Origin of the sequence: Paenibacillus massiliensis 2301065 = DSM 16942 (genome assembly GCF_000377505.1) — a bacterium.
GTDB lineage: Bacteria > Bacillota > Bacilli > Paenibacillales > Paenibacillaceae > Paenibacillus > Paenibacillus massiliensis.
Genome location: NZ_KB898185.1, coordinates 250,932 through 275,415, shown reverse-complemented (window position 1 = coordinate 275,415; position 24,484 = coordinate 250,932). Strand labels below are relative to the sequence as shown.

21 protein-coding genes and 1 pseudogene are annotated in these 24,484 nt (G+C 44.6%); 17 read left to right on the top strand and 5 right to left on the bottom strand.

The genetic code is table 11. The features are described from left to right. Positions 1 to 90 precede the first annotated feature (90 nt). Complete coding sequence (locus tag D328_RS0101260) at positions 91 to 999, bottom strand: EamA family transporter (RefSeq protein ID WP_018883123.1); 909 nt, start codon at positions 997 to 999, stop codon at positions 91 to 93. A gap of 118 nt (positions 1,000 to 1,117) precedes the next feature. Between D328_RS0101260 and D328_RS0101255 the strand changes: the two genes are divergently transcribed. Then, positions 1,118 to 2,023, top strand: coding sequence for an AraC family transcriptional regulator (locus D328_RS0101255; protein WP_018883122.1), 906 nt, complete (start codon positions 1,118 to 1,120; stop codon positions 2,021 to 2,023). A 175-nt stretch (positions 2,024 to 2,198) separates the two neighbouring features. Here D328_RS0101255 and D328_RS0101250 read toward each other — a convergent pair whose 3' ends face one another. Continuing rightward, positions 2,199 to 2,606 (bottom strand): hypothetical protein, encoded by a 408-nt coding sequence (locus D328_RS0101250; RefSeq protein ID WP_018883121.1) that lies wholly within the window; start codon positions 2,604 to 2,606, stop codon positions 2,199 to 2,201. Positions 2,607 to 2,738: 132 nt separating this feature from the next. Here D328_RS0101250 and D328_RS28185 point away from each other — a divergent pair, with 132 nt between their 5' ends. From D328_RS28185 to D328_RS0101205, 7 genes are all read left to right on the top strand, one after another. Then, positions 2,739 to 3,671: a metallophosphoesterase family protein gene (locus tag D328_RS28185; RefSeq protein ID WP_018883120.1), complete on the top strand. Its 933-nt coding sequence runs from the start codon at positions 2,739 to 2,741 to the stop codon at positions 3,669 to 3,671. Positions 3,672 to 4,114: 443 nt separating this feature from the next. Beyond that, a complete protein-coding gene (locus D328_RS0101240; protein ID WP_018883119.1) occupies positions 4,115 to 6,037 on the top strand; it encodes a beta-glucoside-specific PTS transporter subunit IIABC in 1,923 nt (640 codons plus the stop codon). Positions 6,038 to 6,239: 202 nt separating this feature from the next. Next, positions 6,240 to 7,691, top strand: a complete 1,452-nt coding sequence (locus tag D328_RS0101235) for a 6-phospho-beta-glucosidase (RefSeq protein ID WP_018883118.1) — start codon at positions 6,240 to 6,242, stop codon at positions 7,689 to 7,691. 526 nt (positions 7,692 to 8,217) lie between these two features. Further along, positions 8,218 to 9,102, top strand: coding sequence for a radical SAM/SPASM domain-containing protein (locus D328_RS0101230; RefSeq protein WP_033412071.1), 885 nt, complete (start codon positions 8,218 to 8,220; stop codon positions 9,100 to 9,102). An 881-nt stretch (positions 9,103 to 9,983) separates the two neighbouring features. Continuing rightward, a complete protein-coding gene (locus tag D328_RS0101220) occupies positions 9,984 to 10,493 on the top strand; it encodes an immunity 22 family protein (RefSeq protein WP_018883115.1) in 510 nt (169 codons plus the stop codon). Between the two features lie 64 nt (positions 10,494 to 10,557). Next, complete coding sequence (locus tag D328_RS0101215) at positions 10,558 to 11,139, top strand: hypothetical protein (protein WP_018883114.1); 582 nt, start codon at positions 10,558 to 10,560, stop codon at positions 11,137 to 11,139. A gap of 542 nt (positions 11,140 to 11,681) precedes the next feature. Further along, the gene (locus tag D328_RS0101205) at positions 11,682 to 12,263 is read left to right on the top strand and encodes a chloramphenicol phosphotransferase CPT family protein (protein WP_018883112.1); all 582 of its coding nucleotides are present in this window, start codon (positions 11,682 to 11,684) and stop codon (positions 12,261 to 12,263) included. Positions 12,264 to 12,758: 495 nt separating this feature from the next. Here D328_RS0101205 and D328_RS0101200 read toward each other — a convergent pair whose 3' ends face one another. Beyond that, positions 12,759 to 13,460 (bottom strand): NAD(P)-dependent oxidoreductase, encoded by a 702-nt coding sequence (locus D328_RS0101200; RefSeq protein WP_018883111.1) that lies wholly within the window; start codon positions 13,458 to 13,460, stop codon positions 12,759 to 12,761. Between the two features lie 177 nt (positions 13,461 to 13,637). On the opposite strand from D328_RS0101200, the pseudogene D328_RS29970 reads away from it, so the two are divergent. The 7 genes and pseudogenes from D328_RS29970 (at position 13,638) to D328_RS28175 (ending at position 20,162) form a co-directional block, all read left to right on the top strand. After that, positions 13,638 to 14,209: pseudogene (locus D328_RS29970) on the top strand (TetR/AcrR family transcriptional regulator). A 26-nt stretch (positions 14,210 to 14,235) separates the two neighbouring features. Then, a complete protein-coding gene (locus tag D328_RS0101190; RefSeq protein ID WP_018883110.1) occupies positions 14,236 to 14,514 on the top strand; it encodes a hypothetical protein in 279 nt (92 codons plus the stop codon). A 151-nt stretch (positions 14,515 to 14,665) separates the two neighbouring features. Then, positions 14,666 to 15,706, top strand: coding sequence for an ABC transporter substrate-binding protein (locus tag D328_RS0101185; RefSeq protein ID WP_018883109.1), 1,041 nt, complete (start codon positions 14,666 to 14,668; stop codon positions 15,704 to 15,706). A 1-nt stretch (position 15,707) separates the two neighbouring features. Beyond that, positions 15,708 to 16,484: a (2Fe-2S)-binding protein gene (locus tag D328_RS0101180; RefSeq protein ID WP_026280961.1), complete on the top strand. Its 777-nt coding sequence runs from the start codon at positions 15,708 to 15,710 to the stop codon at positions 16,482 to 16,484. 45 nt (positions 16,485 to 16,529) lie between these two features. Beyond that, on the top strand, positions 16,530 to 18,251 hold the full coding sequence (locus D328_RS0101175; protein ID WP_018883107.1) for a helix-turn-helix domain-containing protein: 1,722 nt from the start codon (positions 16,530 to 16,532) through the stop codon (positions 18,249 to 18,251). Positions 18,252 to 19,066: 815 nt separating this feature from the next. Beyond that, positions 19,067 to 19,525, top strand: coding sequence for a hypothetical protein (locus tag D328_RS0101165; RefSeq protein WP_018883105.1), 459 nt, complete (start codon positions 19,067 to 19,069; stop codon positions 19,523 to 19,525). A 184-nt stretch (positions 19,526 to 19,709) separates the two neighbouring features. Next, positions 19,710 to 20,162 (top strand): GNAT family N-acetyltransferase, encoded by a 453-nt coding sequence (locus D328_RS28175; protein WP_018883104.1) that lies wholly within the window; start codon positions 19,710 to 19,712, stop codon positions 20,160 to 20,162. A gap of 733 nt (positions 20,163 to 20,895) precedes the next feature. Here the strand turns inward: D328_RS28175 and D328_RS0101150 are convergent. Beyond that, positions 20,896 to 22,016, bottom strand: a protein-coding gene (locus tag D328_RS0101150) for an IS3 family transposase (RefSeq protein ID WP_154658931.1) whose coding sequence is annotated in 2 segments (ribosomal slippage) — positions 20,896 to 21,767 and positions 21,767 to 22,016 — 1,122 coding nt in all. Because the reading frame shifts where the segments join, the coding sequence is not laid out codon by codon here. Positions 22,017 to 22,338: 322 nt separating this feature from the next. Between D328_RS0101150 and D328_RS0101135 the strand changes: the two genes are divergently transcribed. Beyond that, complete coding sequence (locus D328_RS0101135) at positions 22,339 to 22,587, top strand: DUF3024 domain-containing protein (protein WP_456093671.1); 249 nt, start codon at positions 22,339 to 22,341, stop codon at positions 22,585 to 22,587. A 204-nt stretch (positions 22,588 to 22,791) separates the two neighbouring features. Beyond that, complete coding sequence (locus tag D328_RS0101130; RefSeq protein ID WP_018883098.1) at positions 22,792 to 23,928, top strand: hypothetical protein; 1,137 nt, start codon at positions 22,792 to 22,794, stop codon at positions 23,926 to 23,928. A gap of 173 nt (positions 23,929 to 24,101) precedes the next feature. Here the strand turns inward: D328_RS0101130 and D328_RS0101125 are convergent, their stop codons facing one another. Further along, positions 24,102 to 24,389 carry a DUF6809 family protein gene (locus tag D328_RS0101125; RefSeq protein ID WP_018883097.1) on the bottom strand — a complete coding sequence of 96 codons (288 nt, stop codon included), beginning with the start codon at positions 24,387 to 24,389 and terminating at the stop codon, positions 24,102 to 24,104. Between the last annotated feature and the right edge of the window lie 95 nt (positions 24,390 to 24,484).

Below are 24,484 nucleotides of genomic sequence, written 5' to 3'. Positions count from 1 at the left end.
TGGAGCCCGTACCTTCCTTGAAGGAAACCATCTGAACTAACTCCACTAACTCCACTAACTCCATAACTCCACTAGCGAGACCTTTGTTGCTCAAGCCTTCTCTAATGTAGCTTCTCCCTTCACTGTCAAGAAAAGCACCATAACAAGGATACAGACGGTCCCCAGCCATTGTACCCATCCGAAGGAATCGTGTAACCAGAACACAGTCGTTAATACGGCGGCAAGCGGCTCCAGACTGCCCAGAAGACTTGATTCCTTGGGGGATAAGCTATTCAAGCTTTCGACATACATCCAAAAAGCCAGCATCGTACCGAACAGGATCACAAAGATCAAATAAATATAGGCCTCCAACGGCAAGTTCGCAGCACCCATGTGCCAAGGCGGGTGGATGATGCTTAACGCTGCTCCTCCGATCATCATCGCCCAGCCCACAATGACAAGCGAATCGTAGGACTCCAGAAAACGAACAGCATATAGAGTATAGAAGGCGAGCGCAACCCCGGATAGTACGCCCCAGATCACTGCATCCGGCGGTACCGATAGTTGTGATAGTGATCCATTTGTCAGTAAGAGAAAGCAGCCCAGCAAAGCAAGAACTACGGTATACAGGTCCTTCCTTGTCGGCATTGCGTACTTACGGATGGCTACATAGATAATAATCATGACTGGAGCTAAATATTGTAGCAATGTCGCTACTGCAGCATTTCCCCTGTCGATAGAAGCCATATAAGTATATTGAACTCCGAGCATGCCTACTACTCCGAATATAATAAGCTGGATGGATAGCTTGCGATGACTCCAGATTTCAAAGGTGGCAGCTAGCCCTCTTTTGCAAGTGTGGACCCCAAGGAGCAGACCGCCCGCAATCAGCAGGCGAATCGTAACGAGCCAGCCCATATCGATCCCATATTGTTGAAATAGCTTTTTGGCAACGGTGCCACCGATCCCCCAAAAGATAGCTCCAGTAATGATGAAAAATATCCCTCTTCCTCTACTCATAATTTAATCGCTCCAATGAAATATCAAAATAGTATCTATCTTTGACTATGATAAAGAATAAATGCATTAATATATACTATAATCAGAACTGAAAATATAAGTATGTTGAGGTGTTGGCATGCAAATTAAGGATTTTACCATTGATCAACAGCATAAAGAGCTGACCAAGCATCGTACGACTGTATTGCCTATCGCATGCTACCGCACAACGATCAGCCACAATATAAATGGGCATATCCCGTTGCACTGGCATGAGGAGTTTCAATTCGTTCTGGTCGTTAAGGGACAGGCCATGTTCCACATTCAAGAAGACAAAGTGATCGTGAATGAAGGGGACGGATTATTCATCAATAGTGGCCGACTTCATCAGGTAACGGATTATCATGACTCAGGATGTGTCTATATCTGTCTGAATGTGTCCCCGAGCTTTGTGGTCTCACAGGAGCTGTTCGGCACTTATGTATTCCCGTATATAGAAGCGACGAATTTACCTTATCTTGTGCTGCATACTCAAGAGCATTGGGCTCATAGCATTGCAGAGGCCATTATGGAAATCGATCGTCTGATTGAGCAGCGACCTGCTTATTATGAGCTGGATATCACGATTCAGTTAGCACATATATGGAAGGGCCTGCTGAGTTACGGGTTTTCCTTGGAGTATAAGGAAGGCGAAATGCTGAAGAATCGCAGAATGAAGGACATGCTGGACTATATCCATCAACATTTTGCGGAAGGAATTAGCTTGGAGGATATTGCAGGAGCGGGACAGCTGAGCAGGGCGGAATGCTGCCGGTATTTCAAGCGATTTCTGAAGCGGACACCTGTGACTTATGTGATGGATTATCGGATTCAGCAAAGCCTGCTACTGCTGCAGCGGCCTGAAAATAATGTCACGGATGTGGCGTATCAGGTGGGCTTCAATAGCACAAGTTACTTCATTTATCAATTCGGAAAAGCGATGAACATGACTCCGCTAGCTTACAGGAAACAGAAGATAGGGAGCATGGACACGGGGCAACATTGATTAGGAAGGGATATAGGAGAGTAGGGACTATAGTGAAGAAGGGACTATAGTAGAGAAAGAACTAGAGTAGAGACAGGGCTATAACAGACACAGGACAACACCACTAGAAGAGGCAATGTGGCGTGTCCTGGCAGAGCGTTGAAGGAGAGAGCAAGTGAGATGTTGGCCTGAGGCGCTAGGATTGAAGTCTGTTCATAGATGAATTCAAGCTTGGAGTCTTGGTCTGCATGTACTGTTTGCTGGGGCCATGAAGCAGTAGCACAAGGAGCAATCCGAGCTGAATCGGCAACGAGATGCCAGTTATACTGAACAAGGCAATAACGCAGCCTGTGGCGAGCATAGCGACACTGAGCTTGTATTTGCGCTGAGTAATGAATATAAAGGCTAGCGTCTGTGGGAGCAGGATAAGCAAGGTCCGGAACATAATCCAGATGTAGAAAGGAATTTCCTGTGATCCAAGGACGGGAGAGAAGGTGTGCTCCTGCGGGAGAAGAAATAATACCAAGGTAGTAGATAACGTCATGAGCACAATAAGTCCACCAAGCAGAATGCGGAAGACATTAAGCAGAACAGGCATTTTCATAAGACACAACTTCCTTTGTCAGGTTATAATGTTCAAGTATACACTCATTAGGGAAAATGTGGAATATATAATAAGGAGTATTTTGAGCTGGTCAAAGTACTAGTAGGTCGAAGGATGAAAGGAGGTTGCTGTATGGCCTTGAATGTTGTACGTCTAAGAAACGATCCGCTGGATCAGTATCCATATATCAATGCAGGGACGGGAGGAACCGTCCAGGAAGCTTGGCTTCCGATCCTGCATGGCACGGTGACCGGATTGCCCCCATCACTGGATGCTCTGATTGTCGCTTCAGATCTGCAAGGTATTGTAAGTCGCTCCTCTGCTGGAGAATTGCATACTAATTCGACATCTGTAACGACATCTGCAGGTATGGATACACAGCAGAGTGTAGGGGAGGTAGCAGTAGAGAATACTGTGCATAATGAACTGTCTACGGATGCATTTCAAGGTGATCTGCTGCTTGGGGAGGTGCTACCAGAGCATGTCAGACTCTTGCTGGCAGTGGAATTTCCCGACATTCGCCCAGAGCGAGTAGGAGTACTGCTGTGTGGAGATCTGTATGCTCAGCGAGGGCGGAGGGGGGCTAGTGGAAATCCCCTTCCCGTATGGCTAGCGTTCCAACAGGCCTTCGGCTGGGTCATCGGCGTGGACGGCAACCACGATCTCGTCAGTACAGAAGTAGCTCGGAGGCTTCAGTCGGAGGAAGGGATACACCATATCGCTTCGCCATCCATCGTGACTGCGGATCAGATACAGATTGCTGGGGTTGGCGGTATTATCGGGCGTCAGGATAAGCCGAATCGCATGGACCCGGCGTCGTACCTGCGCTCCGTGCGCTTGCTGCTGCAGCGCAAGCCAGATGCACTCCTACTGCATCAGAGCCCTGGCTTAGCAGAGCAGGGGCTACAGGGTGAAGCGCTGATCCAGTGTGAGCTGGCAACCGGGCCGAAGACGGTGGTATTCTGCGGACATACTCACTGGGATACGCCGATGGTAGAGCTGGATAACGGAACAAAGGTTGTCAACGTGGATAGCAGGCTGCTCATTCTCACCCGGGAATTATAAGGCATTTTCTAGGGGGATTGGTAGGAGCGAGTGTGCCATCAGCCCTACCTTTATAAAAATTTTGCGAGACCTATTGCATAATCGAAGATGGTACGTTAGTATTAAGAAAACGCATACAAAGATCGGGTGTTACTGTTAAATCAGGCAAAACCGATACCTTTGGACAAAAGGTATGGTTTTGCCTTTTTGCGTCAGTAATATTCGCACTTTGGATGAACCTGCTATGCAGGCTGCGTTTTTTCAATTATCTTCTGCAAGGATAGATCTTTGCTGCAAGTAGAAATCTATTCAAGCAGATATTGAAAGCGCTTTATCTATAAGGGCGGTTGGTTAGAGCTTCGAATTTTCCTTGTAACCTAGCAGCATTTACGACCATGAGCAAATTTGTACTCATCCCATGAACGATGGTGCAAAAATGCTGATCAGAAAGGAAGATGATCAGGATGAGCAACTACGATCAATTAGCCAAGGATATTTTGCAGCGCGTCGGTGGTACGGAGAATGTAAATAGTGTATTCCATTGCGTAACCCGTCTCCGTTTCAAGCTCAAAAATGAAAGCGTCGCCAAAACGGAGGAGCTAAAAAACCTCCCTGGCGTTATTACAGTTATGCAAAGCGGAGGTCAATACCAGGTCGTCATCGGCAACGAGGTGCCAGATGTCTACAAGGCTGTGGTCAAAGTGGGGAATCTCCCAACGGAGGGCTTTGTAGAGGATGAGAGCACGAATGACGGTCAAAAAGTAAGCTTGTTCAGCCGCTTTATCGATATGATTTCCGGTGTATTTACACCGCTTCTCGGATTATTGGCCGCTACAGGGATGATCAAGGGCTTCGCCGCTATGTTCGTGTCCTTTGGCTGGCTTAGCAATACCTCAGGAACCTATCAATTGCTGAATGCTACCGGGGATTCCCTGTTCTACTTCTTCCCGATCTTCCTTGGCTATACAGCAATCAAGAAATTCGGCGGCTCGCCGTTTCTGGGGATGGCCATCGGGGCAACCCTTGTGTATCCGACACTGTCTACACTGACCGGTGGTGATGCACTGTACACGCTATTCTCAGGCTCACTATTTGAATCGCCGGTGCACATCACGTTCCTGGGCATTCCGGTCATACTGATGACTTACTCTTCATCGGTTATTCCTATTATTGTGGCAACCTATGTGGCTGTTCGGATTGAGAACTTCTTTAAGAAAGTGATTCCGAATGTCGTCAAGACGTTCCTGGTTCCCTTCTTCACGCTGCTCGTCATTGTACCTGCTACATTCATTGTTATTGGTCCAATCTCTACCTGGGCGGGTCAACTGATCGGTGCAGGAGCTATCTGGATTTATAATCTGAGCCCGACAATTACTGGTATCATCCTGGGTGGTCTGTGGCAAGTATTCGTATTGTTCGGTCTGCACTGGGGCTTGGTGCCAGTGGCGATCCTCAACCTGTCTACACTGAAGCAAGACCCGGTTCTCGCGATGGTATTCGCTGCTTCCTTTGCTCAGACTGGTGCTGTGCTGGGCGTCATGCTGAAGACTCGCAATCAGAAGCTCAAATCGCTTAGTATTCCTGCCTTCATCTCCGGGATCTTCGGGGTAACCGAGCCAGCGATCTACGGGGTAACGCTTCCTCTGAAGCGTCCGTTCATCATGAGCTGTATCGCAGCGGCAGCAGGCGGAGCAATCTTGGGTCTTGCAGGTACGAAGACCTTTATGATCGGCGGACTCGGTATCTTTGGTTTCCCAAGCATGATTAATCCAGAGACAGGAGTAGATAGCTCCTTCCTGATGTCGATTGTTGCAGTCGTGGTAGCTTTTGTACTTGGCTTCCTGCTCGTATACCTGTTCGGCTTCAAGGAGCAAGTGCAAGCTGACCCGACACCAGCTCCTGAGAACAAACCGCAGTCTGTTACTAGTGGCCAACATGAGATTGCTAGCCCCATGACTGGTGAGGTTGTACAGCTGAAGGATATTCAAGATGTGACGTTTGCTGGTGAGCATATGGGGAAAGGCATTGCCATTCGTCCTACCCAAGGTAAGGTCGTATCCCCAGTGAATGGTGTAGTCAAGACGGTGTATCGCACAAAGCATGCAATCGGCTTAGTATCGGATGACGGCGTGGAGCTGCTAATTCATATTGGTCAAGATACCGTGAAGCTGAAGGGTGAGCATTTCACCGTGCATGTGCAGGACGGTCAACGGATCAGCATCGGCGATCTGCTTGTGGAATTTGATATGGACGCCATTCAGGCGGCAGGCTATGAGCTGGTTACCCCCATCGTAATTGCTAATACAGGACAATTTGCCGATGTTGTAGGCAGTGGGTCTGGGGGCTCCATACACTCGGGAGATAAGTTGCTGACTGTGTTGGCTTAACGCGCTAGTACCTTGACCAGATGACATGTGAGATGTATTAGCATCAATCTTTGGAGATGGGCACAGGGTTCGTGTTCATCTCCTTTTTCTGAGAAGGCGCTGTGAAGAGAGGCCAGTGCTTAGTGGAATACAACGTACATGAGGAATACTACGCATATAAGTAACGCTAAGAATTATAAGAATTATTATGGAGGGATATAGTATGCAGGAGAGAATGACCGCATTTCCGGAAGGATTTTTGTGGGGAGGAGCAACTGCCGCGAATCAACTGGAAGGAGCCTATCAGGCGGACGGCAGAGGTCTTTCGACGGTAGACTTGCTGCCGATTGGTGAGCAACGTTGGAATATTGCCCTGGGCAATCTAGAGTCCTTTGAGCCTCAGGAGGGAGCCTACTATCCGTCACATGAGGCGATTGATTTCTATCATCGCTATGAGGAAGACATCAAGCTGTTCGCCGAAATGGGCTTCAAATCGTTCCGCATGTCGGTGGCATGGACACGGATTTTCCCTAATGGTGATGAAAGTGAGCCAAATGAGGCAGGACTACAATTTTATGATCGCGTATTCGACGAGCTGCTCAAGTATGGCATTGAGCCTGTCGTAACGATCTGTCATTTCGATCTGCCTGTGCATCTCGTGAAGACCTATGGGGGCTGGAATAGCCGCAAGATGATTGGCTTCTATGAGCGGTATGCCCGTACACTCTTCAAGCGCTATCGCCATAAAGTGAAATACTGGATGACCTTCAATGAGATTAACATGCTGCTACATTTGCCGTTCATTGGTGCGGGGATGGTGCAGGTGCCTGGAGAGAATTTCAAGCAGAGCTTGTATCAGGCCGCTCATCATGAGCTGGTCGCCAGTGCCCTGGCCGTCAAAGCATGTCATGAGATCATTCCGAATGCCCAGATCGGATGCATGCTCGCTGCGGGAGCTGTGTACCCGTATAGCTGCAATCCTGAGGACGTGTGGAAGGCGATGGGCAGAGATCGCGAATCACTGTTCCTCATCGATGTGCAGTCCAAAGGTGAATATCCCGGCTATATTCTGCGTTACTTCCGTGAGCATGGGCTACATATCGACATGGAGATCGGGGATGAAGAGATATTACGGTGCCATACCGTCGATTATATTGGCTTCAGCTACTACGCCAGCAATGTAGACAGCGCTGATCCGGAGCTGCAGGGAGATACGACGGATGGGAACGTGTTCGGCACGATTAAGAACCCGCATTTGCAGCTGTCGGAATGGGGCTGGGCGATAGATCCGAAGGGACTGCGTATTACGTGCAATCAGCTGTATGATCGGTATAACAAACCATTATTCATTGTAGAAAATGGACTGGGCGCACAGGATGTGCTTCTGGACAACGATAGGGTAGAGGATGACTACCGTATTGATTATCTGGATCGACATTTTGCCGAGATGGCGGAAGCGATTCAGGATGGAGTCCCTCTGATTGGCTATACGAGCTGGGGTCCGATTGACTTGGTGAGTGCAGGTACGGGTGAAATGAAGAAGCGTTACGGCTACATTTATGTGGATCGCAACAACGATGGTACGGGAACACTGCGTCGTGTGCGGAAGAAAAGCTTTCACTGGTATAAGCAAGTCATTGCCAGCAATGGCGCTTCCTATTTCGATGAGGAATAGAGGCATGCACACTGTACGTATCGAGTGTTAACATTAGTGTGGCCGGAGGAATGAATTTAGCTACAAGTTACAGGAACGAATTCGTAAGCGAAACGGTACAGCTAGGCAAAAGGACCAGTATAAGCTAAAAGTAACTAGACAGTATAATGAACAAATTCCGTAAAGGTCAGGAAGGGGGAGGTACATGCTCCGTTCCTGATCTTTTATTGTTTTTGGAGGGATTTTTTGAGGAATCTATGAGGGATCAGATCAGGTATATGGTTTCGATAATTTAATAGTTGGGATAGATATAGGAGAGGGGAACGATTTTGCAGGAACCTTGCGTATGTAGCAATGGAGTAGCTAACTAAAGTCTGCGGTAGCAATGTTGTGCAGGTGTGGGCGTCACTGCAGTTGAGGGCTTAACAAAGCCGGTCAGGGATGAGTGACAGCAGCCAACGGTTTACCTTAGGTCCAGAACCCGGTATAATCATAGCACTTGGATAGCGGCCCATAGGGCCCTGAGAACGTAAGAATGGGGACTAGGATTTTGAAAAAGTTCAAGAAAGTATACATTGAGATTACAAGCATCTGTAACCTGGCCTGTAGCTTCTGTCCGCAGACACAGCGGGTCAAGAAATTCATTGATCCCGATACCTTTCGCACCGTGCTGGATCAGGTCAAGCTACATACGGATCATATCTATCTGCACGTCAAGGGTGAGCCGCTGCTGCATCCCAAGATCGATCAATTGCTGGAATCTGCCCATGAGAAGGGCTTGAAGGTGAATATTACGACCAACGGCACGCTGCTGCCAAAGACTGCTCATAAGCTGCTAGGACAACCAGCCTTGCGGCAAATGAACTTCTCGCTGCACAGCTTTGACGGTCACGCGGGCTCGGTGGATCGTGAGGGGTACGTGGGACATATTTTGTCATTTGTCCGTGAAGCGGTGAAGCATAACGTCCTGATCTCGTTCCGTCTTTGGAACCTGGCCCAAGACAACATTACGAATATGGAGCGGCAGCGCAACCGGGAGACACTGGAGATGCTGGAGCGGGAATTCAACCTGGATTTTCGAATTGAGGAAAAGGTCGAGCCTGGCAAAGGCCTCAAGATCGCCCCGAATGTCTATCTGAACCAAGACCACGAGTTCGAATGGCCAAGTCTGGACGCGCCCGAGGATGATGGCCGTGGCTTCTGCCATGCGCTCCGTAGTCAAGCGGCGATTCTGGTCGACGGTACCGTTGTGCCATGTTGTCTGGATGGTGAAGGCGTCATTAATTTGGGTAATGTATATGAGCAGTCCTTCAGCAGCATCGTGGATGGCGACCGCGCGAACCGGATCTATTATGGATTCTCCAATAGACAAGCGGTGGAGGAGCTATGCCGTAAATGTGGCTACCGCAAGCGATTCGGCGAGGGAGCATAATTGAGTCTAGTGCAGCCTAATTGTTCGTGAGCAGGTCGTGTGAGCAGTATGGAGTATGAGCTGATGATACCGCTATAAACAGCTCTGTGAAATGCACATACTAGCATAGCATCATACTCTTACGGGAGTGTCATGTTGGCATTAGATCTAGCGTGATGAGTGAGTGCATAGAAGACTTCTTTGGCGAGGGAGGGTATATCAGAGCAGATGATTTCATTGATTCTATCGATAGTGATGTATCCTTCTCCCACAGTTGTCTTTGCTAAGGACGAAATGGGTGCATTAAAGGACGACAGACGAACTATCATTACTATTCCATTAACGAGTCTACATTACAGAATCATCCGTGGACGGATGGCATGCTGTATCTACTACGCAAAGAACAGTTTCACATGTCTGGTCAAGGGCATGTTCAATTCGATGAATGGATCTGCAAAGAACCTGTAGCCCCGATCGGGAAGATCAGTGTATCCTTAGATGACTTTTATTTCTCCGATAAAATAGCAGTTCATAGAGATCAAGAGTCGTTGTTGAGTACCTGGATGTTCTATAAAGCACGAACCTTGGTGAATCAGAAGAGGATAAGGAACTAAACAAAGAACAGTACAAAGAACAGTACAAAGAACAGTACAAAGAACAGTACAAAGAATAGAACAAAGAATAGAACAAAGAATAGAACAAAGAATAGAAAAAAGTACAAAGAACAAAGAGTAAAGAACAAAGAATGATACAAAGATTTGAAAAGCTTGTACATATTAGGTACACTATAAGGAATGCATTTGATTACGCTTTCTTCGGTGAGATCCCTACATTCGAAATATGAAATCTAACCTACTGAAATATGAAATCTAACTTACATAACTCTTCATAAGGAGATAACGATGCGGCATATTGTGACGATTTGGGCAGGGAATTTTGCTACAGACGAGGAATTCATGTCATACATAGCCATTGTGCGGGATGCGAACGATGAGCGGCATGCTTCGTTATTTGAGCAGCAGTCGGGACTGTCCGATCTGGATGAGGATTTCATGGAGGCTCACTATATCCGGGGACCGAAGGAACGTCAGGAATTCATAAATTATATGCGCAATGACTACAGTCCCCATCATGCATTTACCGAGCATCTGCCGGAAGGGCTTGAGGTGCTGCTAGCTCCTTATAACTCCCTAATCCTGATCTATGGCAATGATTCTCCGCATGGAGCGATCAATGAATGTCTGCTCAATCTGGTGGAAGACCCTTCGAGCTGTGCAACTGCAGCCAGTGCGGCTGAGCGGATCAGTGCGATCGGACCTCTCGGCCCGGCGATACCAGGAAATGCAGTAGAGCACGAGGATGATCGCATGCCGCTGGCGTTATTGCACGCTATCCGTTATGAGACACTTTAATACATAGATATGGAAGGAGGGAGGGGCGTGAACCCAATGCTGTACATATGCGTCCCATATAGCCATGAAGCTTGATAAAAGGTATATCCCTGCTGTTGTGCTAGGCATCGGGGTGATCGTAGTCGGATCACTTCTCATTCGTCAGAACGTCATGTGGAGTAGCGTGGATTCAGAGGCACTTTCTTCGACCCCAGCTGTGCAGACGAGTTCCCACAATTCATCGTATGTAGATGAACAGACCAATGATTCAGATAGCCTACCTGTGCTAATTCAAGACGAAGCCCTGCTGGAGTCCATCGTGAACGAACCTGACCGCGTAGAATTCGTGGATACACGACACAGAGGAGTGGGCAGCTTCGAGAATTCATTCACGACACTTGCCTCCAATGGCTCATACCTGAGAGTACAGGTGGATAATAAGAATACGTCGGGTATGGTGCTATTTCATCTAACACAATCAGGTGCCGAGGATGACATCGTAGAAGAAGTTCCGGCAGGAACGCAAGCGAATCTGGTCTATCAATTGCCTACGGAGCCAGAGGTTCCAACCGACTGGAAAGTATATGTCACAACGAATGATGGACATGAAATGGATATCCAGGTGCATGCAGCTCAATTTGATGCTGAGCCTGTAGAGCAGCAGTAGCAGAATCTGAGCCTTGAGGTGACTAATACTCGATGGCTAGATTGTTGCTTCTGTTGTTTTCTTTTTGATAAGTAGGTGTCAGAACACTCCAATCAAAAGGTAAATGGTAGAAAAGTAAAAGGTAGAAAGGTAAAGGTATCTGACTATGCTATTCATCACCAAAAAATTGATTAACAGGCTATCCGAACCCTACAGAGAACCGGATATGCTAGCTTGCTATGCAACGCCTCAAAGCTTTTCGGCTCATACAAGCCGGGCTATATTGCTAATAAGCCAGGATAGAGTGATTATTCTCTATCTCAATCTATTTTCTACTAGAGTGGTACATAAAGTTGAGTACGAAGTAGCTGAGCTAGAGGATCAAAAGTATAAGGATGCCTCTCTGTCTGCTGCAGGATGGTCATTTAGCATCAAGGGGCAGCGTTGTAGGTTCAGGATCATGAAAGTAATCCTTCCGCTTGGCTCGATGCAGAGAGATTTTTTGGATTTTGTGGAGCGTAATATATTGGGATAGTGTCATTAGATAGATAAGGGTGATTTATATGGAAAGAGGCCTCATTATCTTTTTAAACGGAACGTCAAGTTCAGGAAAGACAAGCATTGCGCTGGAAATGAAAAAGCAGGCAGAAATGCCGTTGCATCATCTGTCAGTAGATCAATTTTTTCAAAATTATGATCAGTTCATCGATACGACATATCCAGATATGAAACCAACAAGAGAAGTGGAGCCGGGTGTGATGTCAGATATCCTTTTTGGCCCGATTGGCTCATTGTACTATTCTACCATTAAATTATTTTCGGAGTTGGGCCTGAATGTAATTGTGGATACGGTTATCAGCGATGACAAGTGGTTTAACGAATTTTATGATTTGCTTGCCGATTATCCGATATTGTTTGTTGGTGTTCACTGCTCCAAAGAAGAACTCACCAGAAGAGAGCAAAGCAGGGGGGATCGCGAGATTGGTCTAGCCCATTCCCAGTTCGATTACATATACGCCTATGATGAGTATGATCTGGAAGTAAACACGGAAGAATTAAGTTCAGCTGCATGTGCGGAAAAGATACTAAGTTATATGAACTCCGAGAAGGAGTACTCGGCATTTAGGAAATTAAGTAGAAGATAGAAGATGGAAGACAGGCGGAAGTAAATAGAAGAGATGACTAACTGGAATCCATCTTGATGCTGATGATCGTGCTGAACCTAACGAAGAATGGGAGAAAACCGGCATTAACTTCAAAGGAGAGACGGTATCTCTAGCCGCAATCATTCAAGCTTTTGTCGCTCATGTGCAGAACCGCCTCAACCAGATTCGCAGAATCAAACAAGAGTTGGTTGAAAAGCAGGTGCAGTAATAGGAAATGCAGTGATGAGAGCTACCGGAAGGCAGGCAACCGTTATGTCTGGTGAAGGATATGATCTGGAATTGAATAGGAAGTGACCAGGATGAGCTGAATATGGCTTCACATGAAAGTCAGGGATTGGGCCAACCAAGCCTCACCTCATAGTTAGATGATATGAATCGATGTCCCCGTACTCATTGGGGCATCGATTTATTGGTTTTGAACAATGGCCTACATAGAGCATATAAGAAATTAAACGAACCTCCAATCCGAACTACTTATCTCCCTATATTCACAATTTTCCCGGTCCAATCGGGCTGGCTGGCTGCCGCACGTACTAGCCCATCAGCACAATCTGCAAAAGGAAGTGCACCAAGTGGATTGATGCGAGCGAGTGGGCCAGCCGTATATTTCAAGTTCCCTTCCGCATACTGAAGCGCGGATGCACGAACGATGACCCATTCGAGATCACTTTGGATGAGCGCTTGTTCCGCAATACTTTTATCCTGAATGGCCTTCCAAAAAATACGGCGCATCAGACGCACGGCGAGACTGCTGGAATAAGAAAGCTCTCCACCATCGCTCAAATTAATGCCGCTCTGCATCACAATACGTTTAACCCCTGTACGCTGACAGGCCGTAATGATATTTGGAATTCCTTCAGACATGACCGTTCCTGGTGAGAAATTAGCCTTAATTGTACGTAAAGAGGCGCTGAGATTACCCAAGCCCTTCTTGGCGGAAGTGGATGATACGTTGAGGGGAGGACCTATACAACTGATGACAGCCTCTGCCCCTGAAATCGCCTGAATCATAACAGGTAAATCGAACACATCCCCTTTTCTAACTGTAAGTCCTTCTGTTGAAGAAATGGCTTCGGGACGACGAGCGACGGCAATAACTTCATGCCCTAATCCAAGGGCGCGTTCGATCACTTTTTTTCCTGTTCCTCCGGTAGCCCCAATTACTGCAATTTTCATATGGTTAAACTCCATTTCTTACTGTGAATTAGTGCACAGCAGTGTATTATTAATCATATATGTATAATGGTATACACAAATAAAAATCTTGCAATGGCTAAAAAGCTGGATTGCGTGCATTTGTGCACAGATGGTTTGAGACTGCGTATTAACAATGAAGAAAAAGGGTGATATGAAGTGGTAAAGGTGGATCGAAGGATACGCAAATCTCAAGAAGCTATCAAAACGGCGGTTATTGAACTGATGATGAACAAAGATTTTGATCACATTACGATCCAGGACATTTCCGACAAAGCGGATATCAGCCGGAGAACGATCTATCTTCATTACACAGATAAATTTGATCTTCTGAATAAACTCATCACAGAGCATATTGAGAATTTGCGTGAAGTCTGTGAATCTACGGAGATAGACATGGGTTATAACAACATGGTATTCATGTGGTTTGAATATTTTGAGAAGCACTTTTTATTTTTCTCCGCATTGCTGGTGAGTAAAGGCAGTTCTTTTTTTCGTAAGCAGTTTCTGGACTTTTTTATCCATGAATTACAGAATGGGCACGAGAGCATTCCAGCTACTATGAACACCGAATTAATGAAAGATCAACTTGTGGAGGTTCAGTTTGTGGGGGGGGGGCTATCGTTGGAGTCGTGGAATGGTGGTTTACACATGAAAGGCCTCTCCCACCTTCCGTGATGGCTGAACGTATAGGAGCAATGCTTGAACGAAATCTGGATATGAATCCTTAAAAATATTCCTGTGGAGGAGATCAACTATGACTCCAGAAGGGCATATTCAACAAATGTTACATACAATCATTGAGAACACACAATCCATTATCAGCGATAATCAGAAACAATCCTTCGGCTCTCTGGAATATTTCCTGGAACATATTTTAGAGTATCGCGATGACAAGCAATACCTGACAGAGGATTGGCATATCCGCACACCACGTTGGCTCGGGGAGTATGGAAATACGCCGGAGGAAGAAGAGCTTCTTTCAGACATTTACCGTCTGCATGCTTATATTGCTGAGAAATTAAAAGGCGGATAATGGATAGGGAAAACATGAATCATGATGTCGCATTAGTTCGACTGAAATGTCGCAAAAGTACATGGTAACACGATGCACAGATCGTTTATGCTCTCTTTATGTTTCGATAATGAAAATCATTATCGCTAGTATGCATAAGGGGGATTTACAAATGAAACAAGGAACAAACGGGCAAGCGGCCGGAAGCAAAGGCTATGCTGCTCACAAATCACGATTACTGATGGGCTTGATGTTGGCCCTGATTCTAGTCCTGACGGCGTGCGGTGCCGGAGCAGGTACAGATAGCAGTAAACAATCCGCGGCAACACCTTCGGATACACCTGCGAGTACAGAGACGAAGACTGACGGCGCTTTTCCAGTAACGATCAAGGGTATGATGGGCGACATCACGCTAAACGAACAACCGAAGAAAGTTGCCGTGCTGGATGTTAAGTTTTTGGATCAAATGTTAGCGGTTGGCGAGAAGCCGGCAGGTAGTGTTATCGCTGGAGGGAACACTGATTTTCCAGAATACTTGGGCGATCAGGCGAATGGCGTTGAAGTTCTCGGTACACGGGACGAGCCGAACCTGGAAGCCATCGTAGCCTTAGATCCAGATTTGATCATCATGACCGACTTCCAAGAGAAGCATTATGAGAGTGTGAGCAAAATTGCACCTATCCTGGTACTCGATTTCTACGAAGACTGGCGCGATACGTTAGCTACAGTGGCTAAAATTACTGGCAAGCAGGACGAGGCAGAGAAAGTACGTACAGCATATGAAGAGAAAGTGGCAGGAATGAAAACGAAACTGGCTGAGAAGCTGGGTGATGAGACGGTAGCGCTGATTCGTCCGCGTAAAGAAGGCATTCGTGTTCATGGCCTCGAGCACCGTACAGGTGTTATTCTGTATAATGATCTGGGCTTGAAAATGCCTGCACTCGTTGAGGGAATCAAGGATGATACTTCCGTAGAAGTCTCGATGGAGAAAGTTCCTGAGATTGGAGCAGATCGTTATTTTGTCCTGTCGGATGAGCTGTTTGCCGTAGAAGCAGAGGCGATGGTGAACAATCCGGTATGGAAGTCTCTTGATGCTGTGAAAAATAACCGTACGTATGATGTAAACTCCACACTATGGATTGCGTACTACGGACCGCTTGCGATTAATCTGATTGTAGATCAGGCTTCGGAAGCCCTGCTCGGATCGAACTAATATGAGCCGATATCTCTCGACAGACATATGGAAAGAGACGGTGGAGGATCATTCGATTTTGCTTGGCGAGCCGCCTCAACATAGTGTCCGTAGCATTGCGCTGAGTGAGCTGCATGACGAAGAGGCGTGCCGAGAGTATATCAGTTGGTTTCAACATTATATCGATGCACCAGACATGAAGGTTGCTGCTTCCATGTTAGCCAAGCGACTTGGCTATCTATGGACGGCTCCGCTGGTGACCGCGATGACGTTTCATCATCAGCATGTAACCTTTGAGCTGGAGAACAGCTTTCTCTATCATCCGAGACTAGAAGAACATGAGGAGGGCACACGATTTCCTTTTCTAGCGGTGAACGAGCTTCGGGCTGAAGAACTGACTGGAGACCGGGACATATGGCGGGAAAAGGCGGTCCAGGAGATGTTTGCAGTTCAACTGACACCTCTGTTAAAGACACTTGCTACGATTGCACCCCTTTCGATGAGTATTCTCTGGGAGAATATCATGGTACGGATCGGGCGACTATTCGCTCCTGATGATGGTGAGACGGAGCAGGAACGTAAGATCATTCGAGAGGACTTCTCCTATCTGACGCAGGTGGCATCGGGGCAAGTGTTTGGTGAGAGAAAGAATCCGTTGACCCGTTTTACCGACTGTAAGGACAATGTGCATGTTGCCAAAAGTGAGCGGATCACCTGCTGTTTTTACTACCAGATGTCAGGGGAATATTGTATCAAATGTCCGAAAATTGACAATGAGAAAGAATCTCAACTACAATGACAACAGCAATGATTATATTTATGCGATTGTCAGGAGATGAGAGAAATGCCGCTGCAAGAACAGACAAGTGGTTGGAGTGATACAGCAATCAAGATGCTTGACGGATATAGCGGTACTTTGCAGACAGGCAGCATTTTACACGAAACAAATGTAACTTCTAATGTACTGCTGCTGGCATACGGAGGGGAAGGGGAGCTTGCAATGGATGGCGAGGGTTGCCACATTGGAGCTTCTTTTGCCTGTCATGCGGTGAAGGGATCATCCTACACGCTGACGGCCAGATCAGAGGATATTCATTATATGGTGATCAAGTACAAGGCTTCTTCCATGGAGGGAGCCTCTATTGTTACGCCCTCGTACCGAAAACATCCGCTGCGTAGATCATTTGTACAAAACTCGGTAGACCATGCTGAATGGATCGAAAACGCCGAAAAAATCGTTGCCAAATGGCGCCGCGGCGAAGGGCTGGAACGATTTTATGCCAATGCTTTGCTCCAGGGGATGATCTACGAACTGATCATGGCATATGAGCGTGGTCAGGGGGGAGCGGAGCCCGACATGGTGGATGTGGTCGCTTCCTATATTGCGTCGCATTATCGTCAAAACCTGGAGCTGAAAGATCTGGCTGCCCTCGCGGGCTGTAGTGTAAGACAGTTGCAGCGCCGCTTCAAGCAAGAAAAGCACCTCGGACCGATGGAGTACGTCATTCAGCTACGCATGGAAAGTGCCTCACGCATGCTACGTCATACGGATGCTTCCATAGGAGAAATTGCCGACAAGCTGGGCTATCGGGATATGTATTATTTCAGCAAGGCGTTTAAAAAGTATGTTGGCGTCCCACCTCTGCATTATCGGCATGCTGCCACTTCGAGAACCGATGCAGACTATGCGAAAGCTCTAGTGCAAAACCGCACAGCTTCATCCTATGAATCAGCCCAAGGACCGGTCATCTGCCATATGCAAGGGGAGTACACGGTCACCGAAACACCACAGCGTATCGCTGTCCTTGATGTGCAGTATACAGATCATTTGCTGGCGCTGGGCTTGTCTCCGGTAGGGAGTGTTGGACTAGGAAGCAGCGTGTTATCTTTCCCCCAGTCCCTTCGGGCAGGTCTCCAGGACACCGAATTACTGGGTACGTATGAATACCCCGATGTGCCTGCCGTAGAACGACTTGCACCGGATCTTATTATCTGCACTGAGGTGCATGAGCAGTATCTTGAACGGTTAAGTGGGGTTGCTCCTGTGCTGATGTTCAAACGTAATGAAAACTGGCATACAATCCTTAGTCTGTTCGGTGAACTGACAGGTAAACGAGCAGAAGGCAAGCAGATTATTGCGGATTATCTTCGTAGAACGGCTTTGTTGTCTGAGGAATTAGCTTCCGTATTGGCAGGCAAAAGCGTCGCTCTGATCCGTCCGCTGGACTCTCTCGTTCGCGTGCATTCCGCCGCTCATCGCACAGGGGCTGTGCTGTACCGTGATCTAGGTCTGCCTGTTCCGTTATTTGTCGCAGATACCTCCGACACAGCCTATCATATCTCGGTTGAGAGATTACCAGCAGTGCAGGCAAGTCACTACTTTTTGCTAAGTAATGAACTTATGCAGGATGGGATATCTGCGACAGAGCAGCGGGTTTTGGGGATGCTTGGTGGGGGCGAAGAGCAACGAGTGCATTCGGTAGATGCGGCAATGTGGATTGGTTGTTATGGGCCGATGGGGATTAATGGGATTGTGGATCAGATTGAGCAGGCGTTGTTGGGGTGAGGGGAGTTGAACTGTGACTCCCCTATTTACGTATATCCAAGATGCATTGGATTAGTGGAGAATATCCTGAATATAATGCAGCCAAATGAACTGATTGAAATCACGAGATTAAAATATACAAACATGATAACGAAAAAAGTATATCAGGATCAGGAGCTACAACTTTGATTAAGTGATTAAAGAGTTGTAGCTTTTTACATATCGTTGACAGTGTAATTAACGTTAACGAAGGTAGATTCTCCTGAAGCCGAGGTTGTGAAAAGAAACTATGCCCTTGATGGGGCTCAAGCAAGCATTCTAGTAGCAAGATTCGCACCTGAACTCAATTCTACTGAACGTTATGCTTTATTGAAAGATGCCATAGTTAGACTTCATAACGCCGATCTTCGAGTACGAGATGTTAAAGGCGAGTATTCATAGATTAGAGATAAGGAGGTCAGAGAATGGAAACAAAGATGTTGTTTCTTCTCAGATCAACCATTCAATTGCGGGTAAAAAGAATATTGGTATTTGTTTGGGGAAAGGGGTATCGCCAAGCGAAATAGTGGCTGGTTCAATGGTTTATTATTATTCATCAGAACAAATTTATTAGTATTACAGCTTGGGTAAAGAATTAAGAAGACATTGGAAGGTTGCTTAATTCCCTATGGGATGCAGAAGCTCCCCCTTTTTCACCAAATTTTTCTTCGCAAAAATCACCGTATAGGATATCATATACGTAATTCTGAAATTACGTTAAATGGGGGGATTTACGAAGTACATAAATTAGATGTTATGCGAAATCGCTCGGAACATATATGTAAGGGAGTTATTCAATGAAGATATCAACTATTAAAATACAAGAAAAGCATAGGGAGGGTTATCCGGGCCTAATTATCTACGGCGATATTATTATCAATGACACCTCATTACACGAATTAATAGCACATGAATATGATTTTGTTTCATGTTTAGGTTGGGGAAATAAAGAATTTCAGGGACAACAAATAAGAAGATTATTACTACAGGACCATTCTGATTTTTCTAATAATCGTAATTCAATTTACATATGTCCAGCATGTGCGGACTTGGGTTGTGGTGCAGTAACGTTAGAAATTGAAATAACAAACGATATTGTAAAATGGTCTAAATTTGGGTTACAAGATAATCTAAACAATTCTATTAAGTATCTCGATCATATTGAAGAATTTCATTTCAATCTTGATGAATATAGAGAAGCGTTAATAGATTCAAAAGGAATGGGATCGTACAAGTGGCCTTGGGATAAAGATTGATTGTGGAAGTAGATCAGGGAGAAGCGAGATCGCCTAACAATATATTCACGCTGCGGCTCCGTTGGAGCCTAAGTCTGCGGGAAAGATTTCGGAGAGGAATTTCAGCAGACAACCCCTTCGGGGTTCGTGAATACAGGAACGTTAGCTGAAATTACCAATAGAACATCAGAAAGAAGGCGAATTCGTGGGAGTTTTATTAAAGGACATTGATAAAACAAATTGGACAAAATGCATTTTTCTAACGACTGATCCTGATAACAATCATTATCTTTTAGAGAAGTTTGTAGCTTCAAATGCTGTTTCAATTGCACAATCAAAGATAGAGCGAGGATGGATAACCAAAGCCATTTATGATGGGGACACCATAGTAGGATTTGCAATGTATGGATATTCAGAAGAAAATGATTTTTTTGAAATATGTCGTTTAATGATTGATCATAAATTTCAGCGTCAAGGGTTTGGTAAAAAGGCGCTAAGTCTAATCATCAAAGAAATGAGCAAGAATAAGCAATGCTCTGAAATCTATATATCATATGAACCCGAAAACTACTCTGCAAAAAAACTATATGAAGAATTCGGATTTGAAAACACAGGAAAAATCTTAGACGATGAAATGCTTTATTGCTTGAAGCTATAGATAAATGTAAGGAAATTCGAGATGCCGGTAACTACAGATAACAATATATTCACGCTGCCGACATACGCCCTTGGTCCGGGATACGCCGGACACCCAGCTACGCTGGGTCGTGAATACGGGAACGTTATGAGAAATCGGCGAATACCAATCAAACAAAAACTGAAATTGAGGTGAGATGTCATTAAATTCGTTTCTGAAAACACATTAGAACATATATCATTACATGACTGTGTTATTGAATCAATTTCAAATGATAAACAGAGTTTGTCAGTTGTCTTTGAACATATAGATGTCTTGTCTACTCATCCAAGTAACAGTAATGTTAAGGCAATGTATTCAGGGAAAGCGCTTCTACAGTTCGTTGATTTTGAAATATTGGAATCAGTTATATATGATACTTCGGAAATTAAGAGTAAGAGGAGAATTCTTGTTGAAAATGATGCGCAGAAAAAGATAGTAGACATATCAGAATTATTGGTCGATTTTGAAGTGTTAAAGACTACAGAAATACAAACACAGGGCAATATGTATATTCATAGATTTGATGGATTAAGTTCGTGTAAGTACAATGAGGATTTTGGATATTGGATCATTAAGTGCAAGACATTAATAATTGAATGGGACGATTTAATAAATACCGCATGGTTCGAAGATAGATAAAAAGAAGTGTTTTGAGTAATTCAATGAAGTCGCCGACATCTTATAACATAATATTTGGATTGTCAACAGTAAATTAGACAGCTTTTTTAAGGGCTGCATGGCGATACTGAACAGGTGTCATGTATCCCAGAGTTCCGTGAATTCGATGCTTGTTAAACCAGTTGACATAATCACATAATTCTAATTCCAGATGACGAAGGCTTTGGAAGCTCATCTGGTGGATGAACTCGGTTTTCATGACTTTGTAAGTGGCCTCAGCCACGGCATTGTCATAGGGACAGCCCTTCATTCTTAGAGATCGGCCGATTTCAAATGTCTTCAGAAGCTCGTCCATCTTTTGATTTTTAAATTCACTGCCACGATCTGTATGGAACCATTGAATATGACGCAAGTCACCCTGTACGGCAGCAAAGGCTCGTGAAATCAGAGCAGCATCCTTATGCGGGCCTGCACTATGACCAATAATTTCTCGATTGAATAAGTCGATGAGCACACAAATGTAGTGCCACCGATTCTGGACTTTCACATAGGTCAGATCGCTGACGACAAAGCGTTTGACTTCGGTCTGCTCAAACTCACGATCCAGCACATTCGTTGTTGTCTCTTCATTACAAGCCGTTTTATGGGGCGTATACTGGGCTACGGTATACGTGGAAACTAGGCCCTGCTCTTTCATGATCCGGCCAATGCGGCGCCTGGACACGATGAGACCTTGTTCCTGAAGCTTGACTTTGATCTTTCGCGTGCCATAAGCTTTTCGATTTTTGTGGAAAATATCGACAATCGCTTCCGTGAGTTTATCTTCTTTTCGTTGTTCTTTCGCTTCGTAATAGAATGTACTTCTTGCGATTTGCAGGACGTCACACATTGCTGATACCGAGTATTTATCACGGTTATTCTGGATGATAGCTACTTTCGTCCCATGATCAGCGCGGCTTGCTTTAATATATCGTTCTCCATCCGTAAACGCTGAACTTCTTTCCTTAGAGCACTCAATTCATTTTCTTCGGGCGAACGATTGTCCTTCTCTTTGAAGGAACTGGACGTATGAGCTTGCTTGATCCAACGGTCTAAAGCAGAAGCCGTGAGGTCATATTCCTCCACAATGGCGGCTCTAGACTTTCCATTTTCATAGAGCTGAACCATTTGCTTTTTAAATTCTGAGGTGAAGGTACGTCGTTGCTGTTTTGGCATTGTAGAGTTCCGCTCCTTAACTCGATAGGTTTATTCTACAAGCCCTTATTTTTTCTGTCCAACTAAGTCTAGCCGATCCAATTCAAGCTGCGTCTCCTTGCGGAGCCTTGGTCTGAGGGGTGGATTTCGGAGAGGAATATCAGCAGACAACCCCTTTGAGGTTCATAAATACAGGAACGTTATGAGACATCATAGTGATATAATCAGAGCAAAACGGATAAGACAGGAGAGCCATAAATGGATGATTTTACGAAGAAGCGTATTATGAAAATTATGGACAGTTACACAACAAAACAAAGTACCAGTTCATTTAAAAAACCAGATTAAAGTCAGTTACAAGATCAGAGGAAACAATGTGACACTAATAGAAGAAAGACAAGGCTACAAAAGTGATATATGGGTGCAGGTGCCAGTAGCTCAGTTCAGAATAGATGAAAAAAGCAAATGGAAAGTCTATTGGCAAGATAGTAAAAATAAATGGCATTTCATAGATGATATAGAACCGAATGAAAACTTTGAAACCCAGTTGGAGATTGTAGACGAGGGGCATAACGGAATGTTTTGGAATTAACTCAGAGAGGCCTATGACACCTCATAACATAATATTCACGCATCGGTTCCTGAGGGAGCCTTGGTCTGCAGGAAGAAATTCCAAGAGGCATATCAGCAGACACATCCGACTCCGTCGGACGTCGCGAATACAGGAACGTTATACGACAGAATCAAAATGAAATATAAAATCTTATTCAAAAAATCTATTTTGGAGGTTCATCAAATGGAAAACATTAAATTATTAAAAGTATTTATCGGTTCTCCGAGTGATGTTGTAGAGGAAAGAATAATGTTGGAAGGTGTAATTGATGAATTAAATCAAATAATTGCGGATGTTTATAACCTTCGTCTCGAACTTGTGAAGTGGGAGAAAAACACCTCTCCTTCAGTACTGGGCAATGATGCTCAAGACATAATTAATCAACAAATTAATGATGATTATGATATTTTCATTGGAATAATGTGGTCAAGGGCTGGATCGAAAACTTCTCGTGCAGATTCAGGAACAATTGAAGAATTCAAAAGAGCATATGATAGAGCAAAATTAGGTGAAGATGTAGAGATAATGTTTTATTTTAACGACGCACCTATATCTATAAGCGATATTGACGTTGCGCAAATCCAGGTTATAAAAGATTTTCGATCTAGTTTGGGCAACGAGGGAGTGTATTATTGGAGTTATAAGGAAAGTAAAAACTTCGAAAGTCTTGTTAGAATGCATTTAATGATGAAAATTAAAGGATGGTATTCTAGACACAACTTATCTTCTCAACAAGTTGAAACGCTCAAGCAGGAGGATAATATTTTTGAAGAAGAGGAAGTAGAAGAAGGATTGTTAGATTTATACACTGATCTCAATCAAAGTTCATTTTATTTAGTGATCAGTATGAATGGAATACAGACATTGATACACGAATTCATCAGCGAACTTGAGGAAAGAACTGAAGAGGTTACAAAATTTAGCGATGTACAAAATCTACGTCTTACTCAGATGGCAATAACTAAAACAGCGATGGTCATGGATAGTTTTGCTACAAAAATGGAACCTGAGGTGGGTTTGTTAAGTACGAGTTTAAATAATTTTATGGATACTTTTAGTAAAGTGGTTTCTTTAGTAGATCAATTTGATGCATCATTTTCACAAGATCCTGAGTTTTTAGAGTCTATTAATAAAGTGAGTTCAATACTTGAAGAATCTAGTCAAGGCATAGAACAGGTAAAAGAACTTTTGTCAGCAATACCACCTATTCAGAAGAACTTAAATAAATCTAAGAAAAGTATTTGGGTTCAATTTTCTACTATGAGTAAATTGATGTCGACTGCAGTGGGCACAATAAATGAAATAAAAAAGATGATTTAAACTAACAATGATAGATTGAAGAACAAGTTTCTGTCGTATAACATAATATTCAGGCATCTGACCTACGTCCTTGGTCTGGTTGGGGCCGAATAGCGAGTATGCGCTGGGTCGTGAATCAGGTATTGTTATACGACAGAATCGAAAATAATAGAAAAAGAGAGTCATATAATCCTCTAAATACTAGAATTTTGCAATTCACTAAATAATAGTAGAGCATCTTTGAAACCTTGTATGTAAATATTTCTTTCTAGGATGGATTGTAGAGAAATTTGGGCATCTTCGTAAAGAAAAACCGTATGTTGAAGTTGATCGGGCAGAGCATCACGAAGTGTTTTGAGATATTGATTTGTCTCTGCAGAAAGCTGAGTGTACTCCTTATGATACTCCAGAAGCTCCGCATATAGTAATTCTAAACGTATTCTTATAAGCGGTTCTGTTAATGATTCTAACGTATTGATCATAAAGTATCCCTCCTGTAAATTAACCCTACAGAGTTATTATATAACCTTGCGGGGTCGATTACAAGGTGAATATTTGACTTTATAGAGTTAAAACT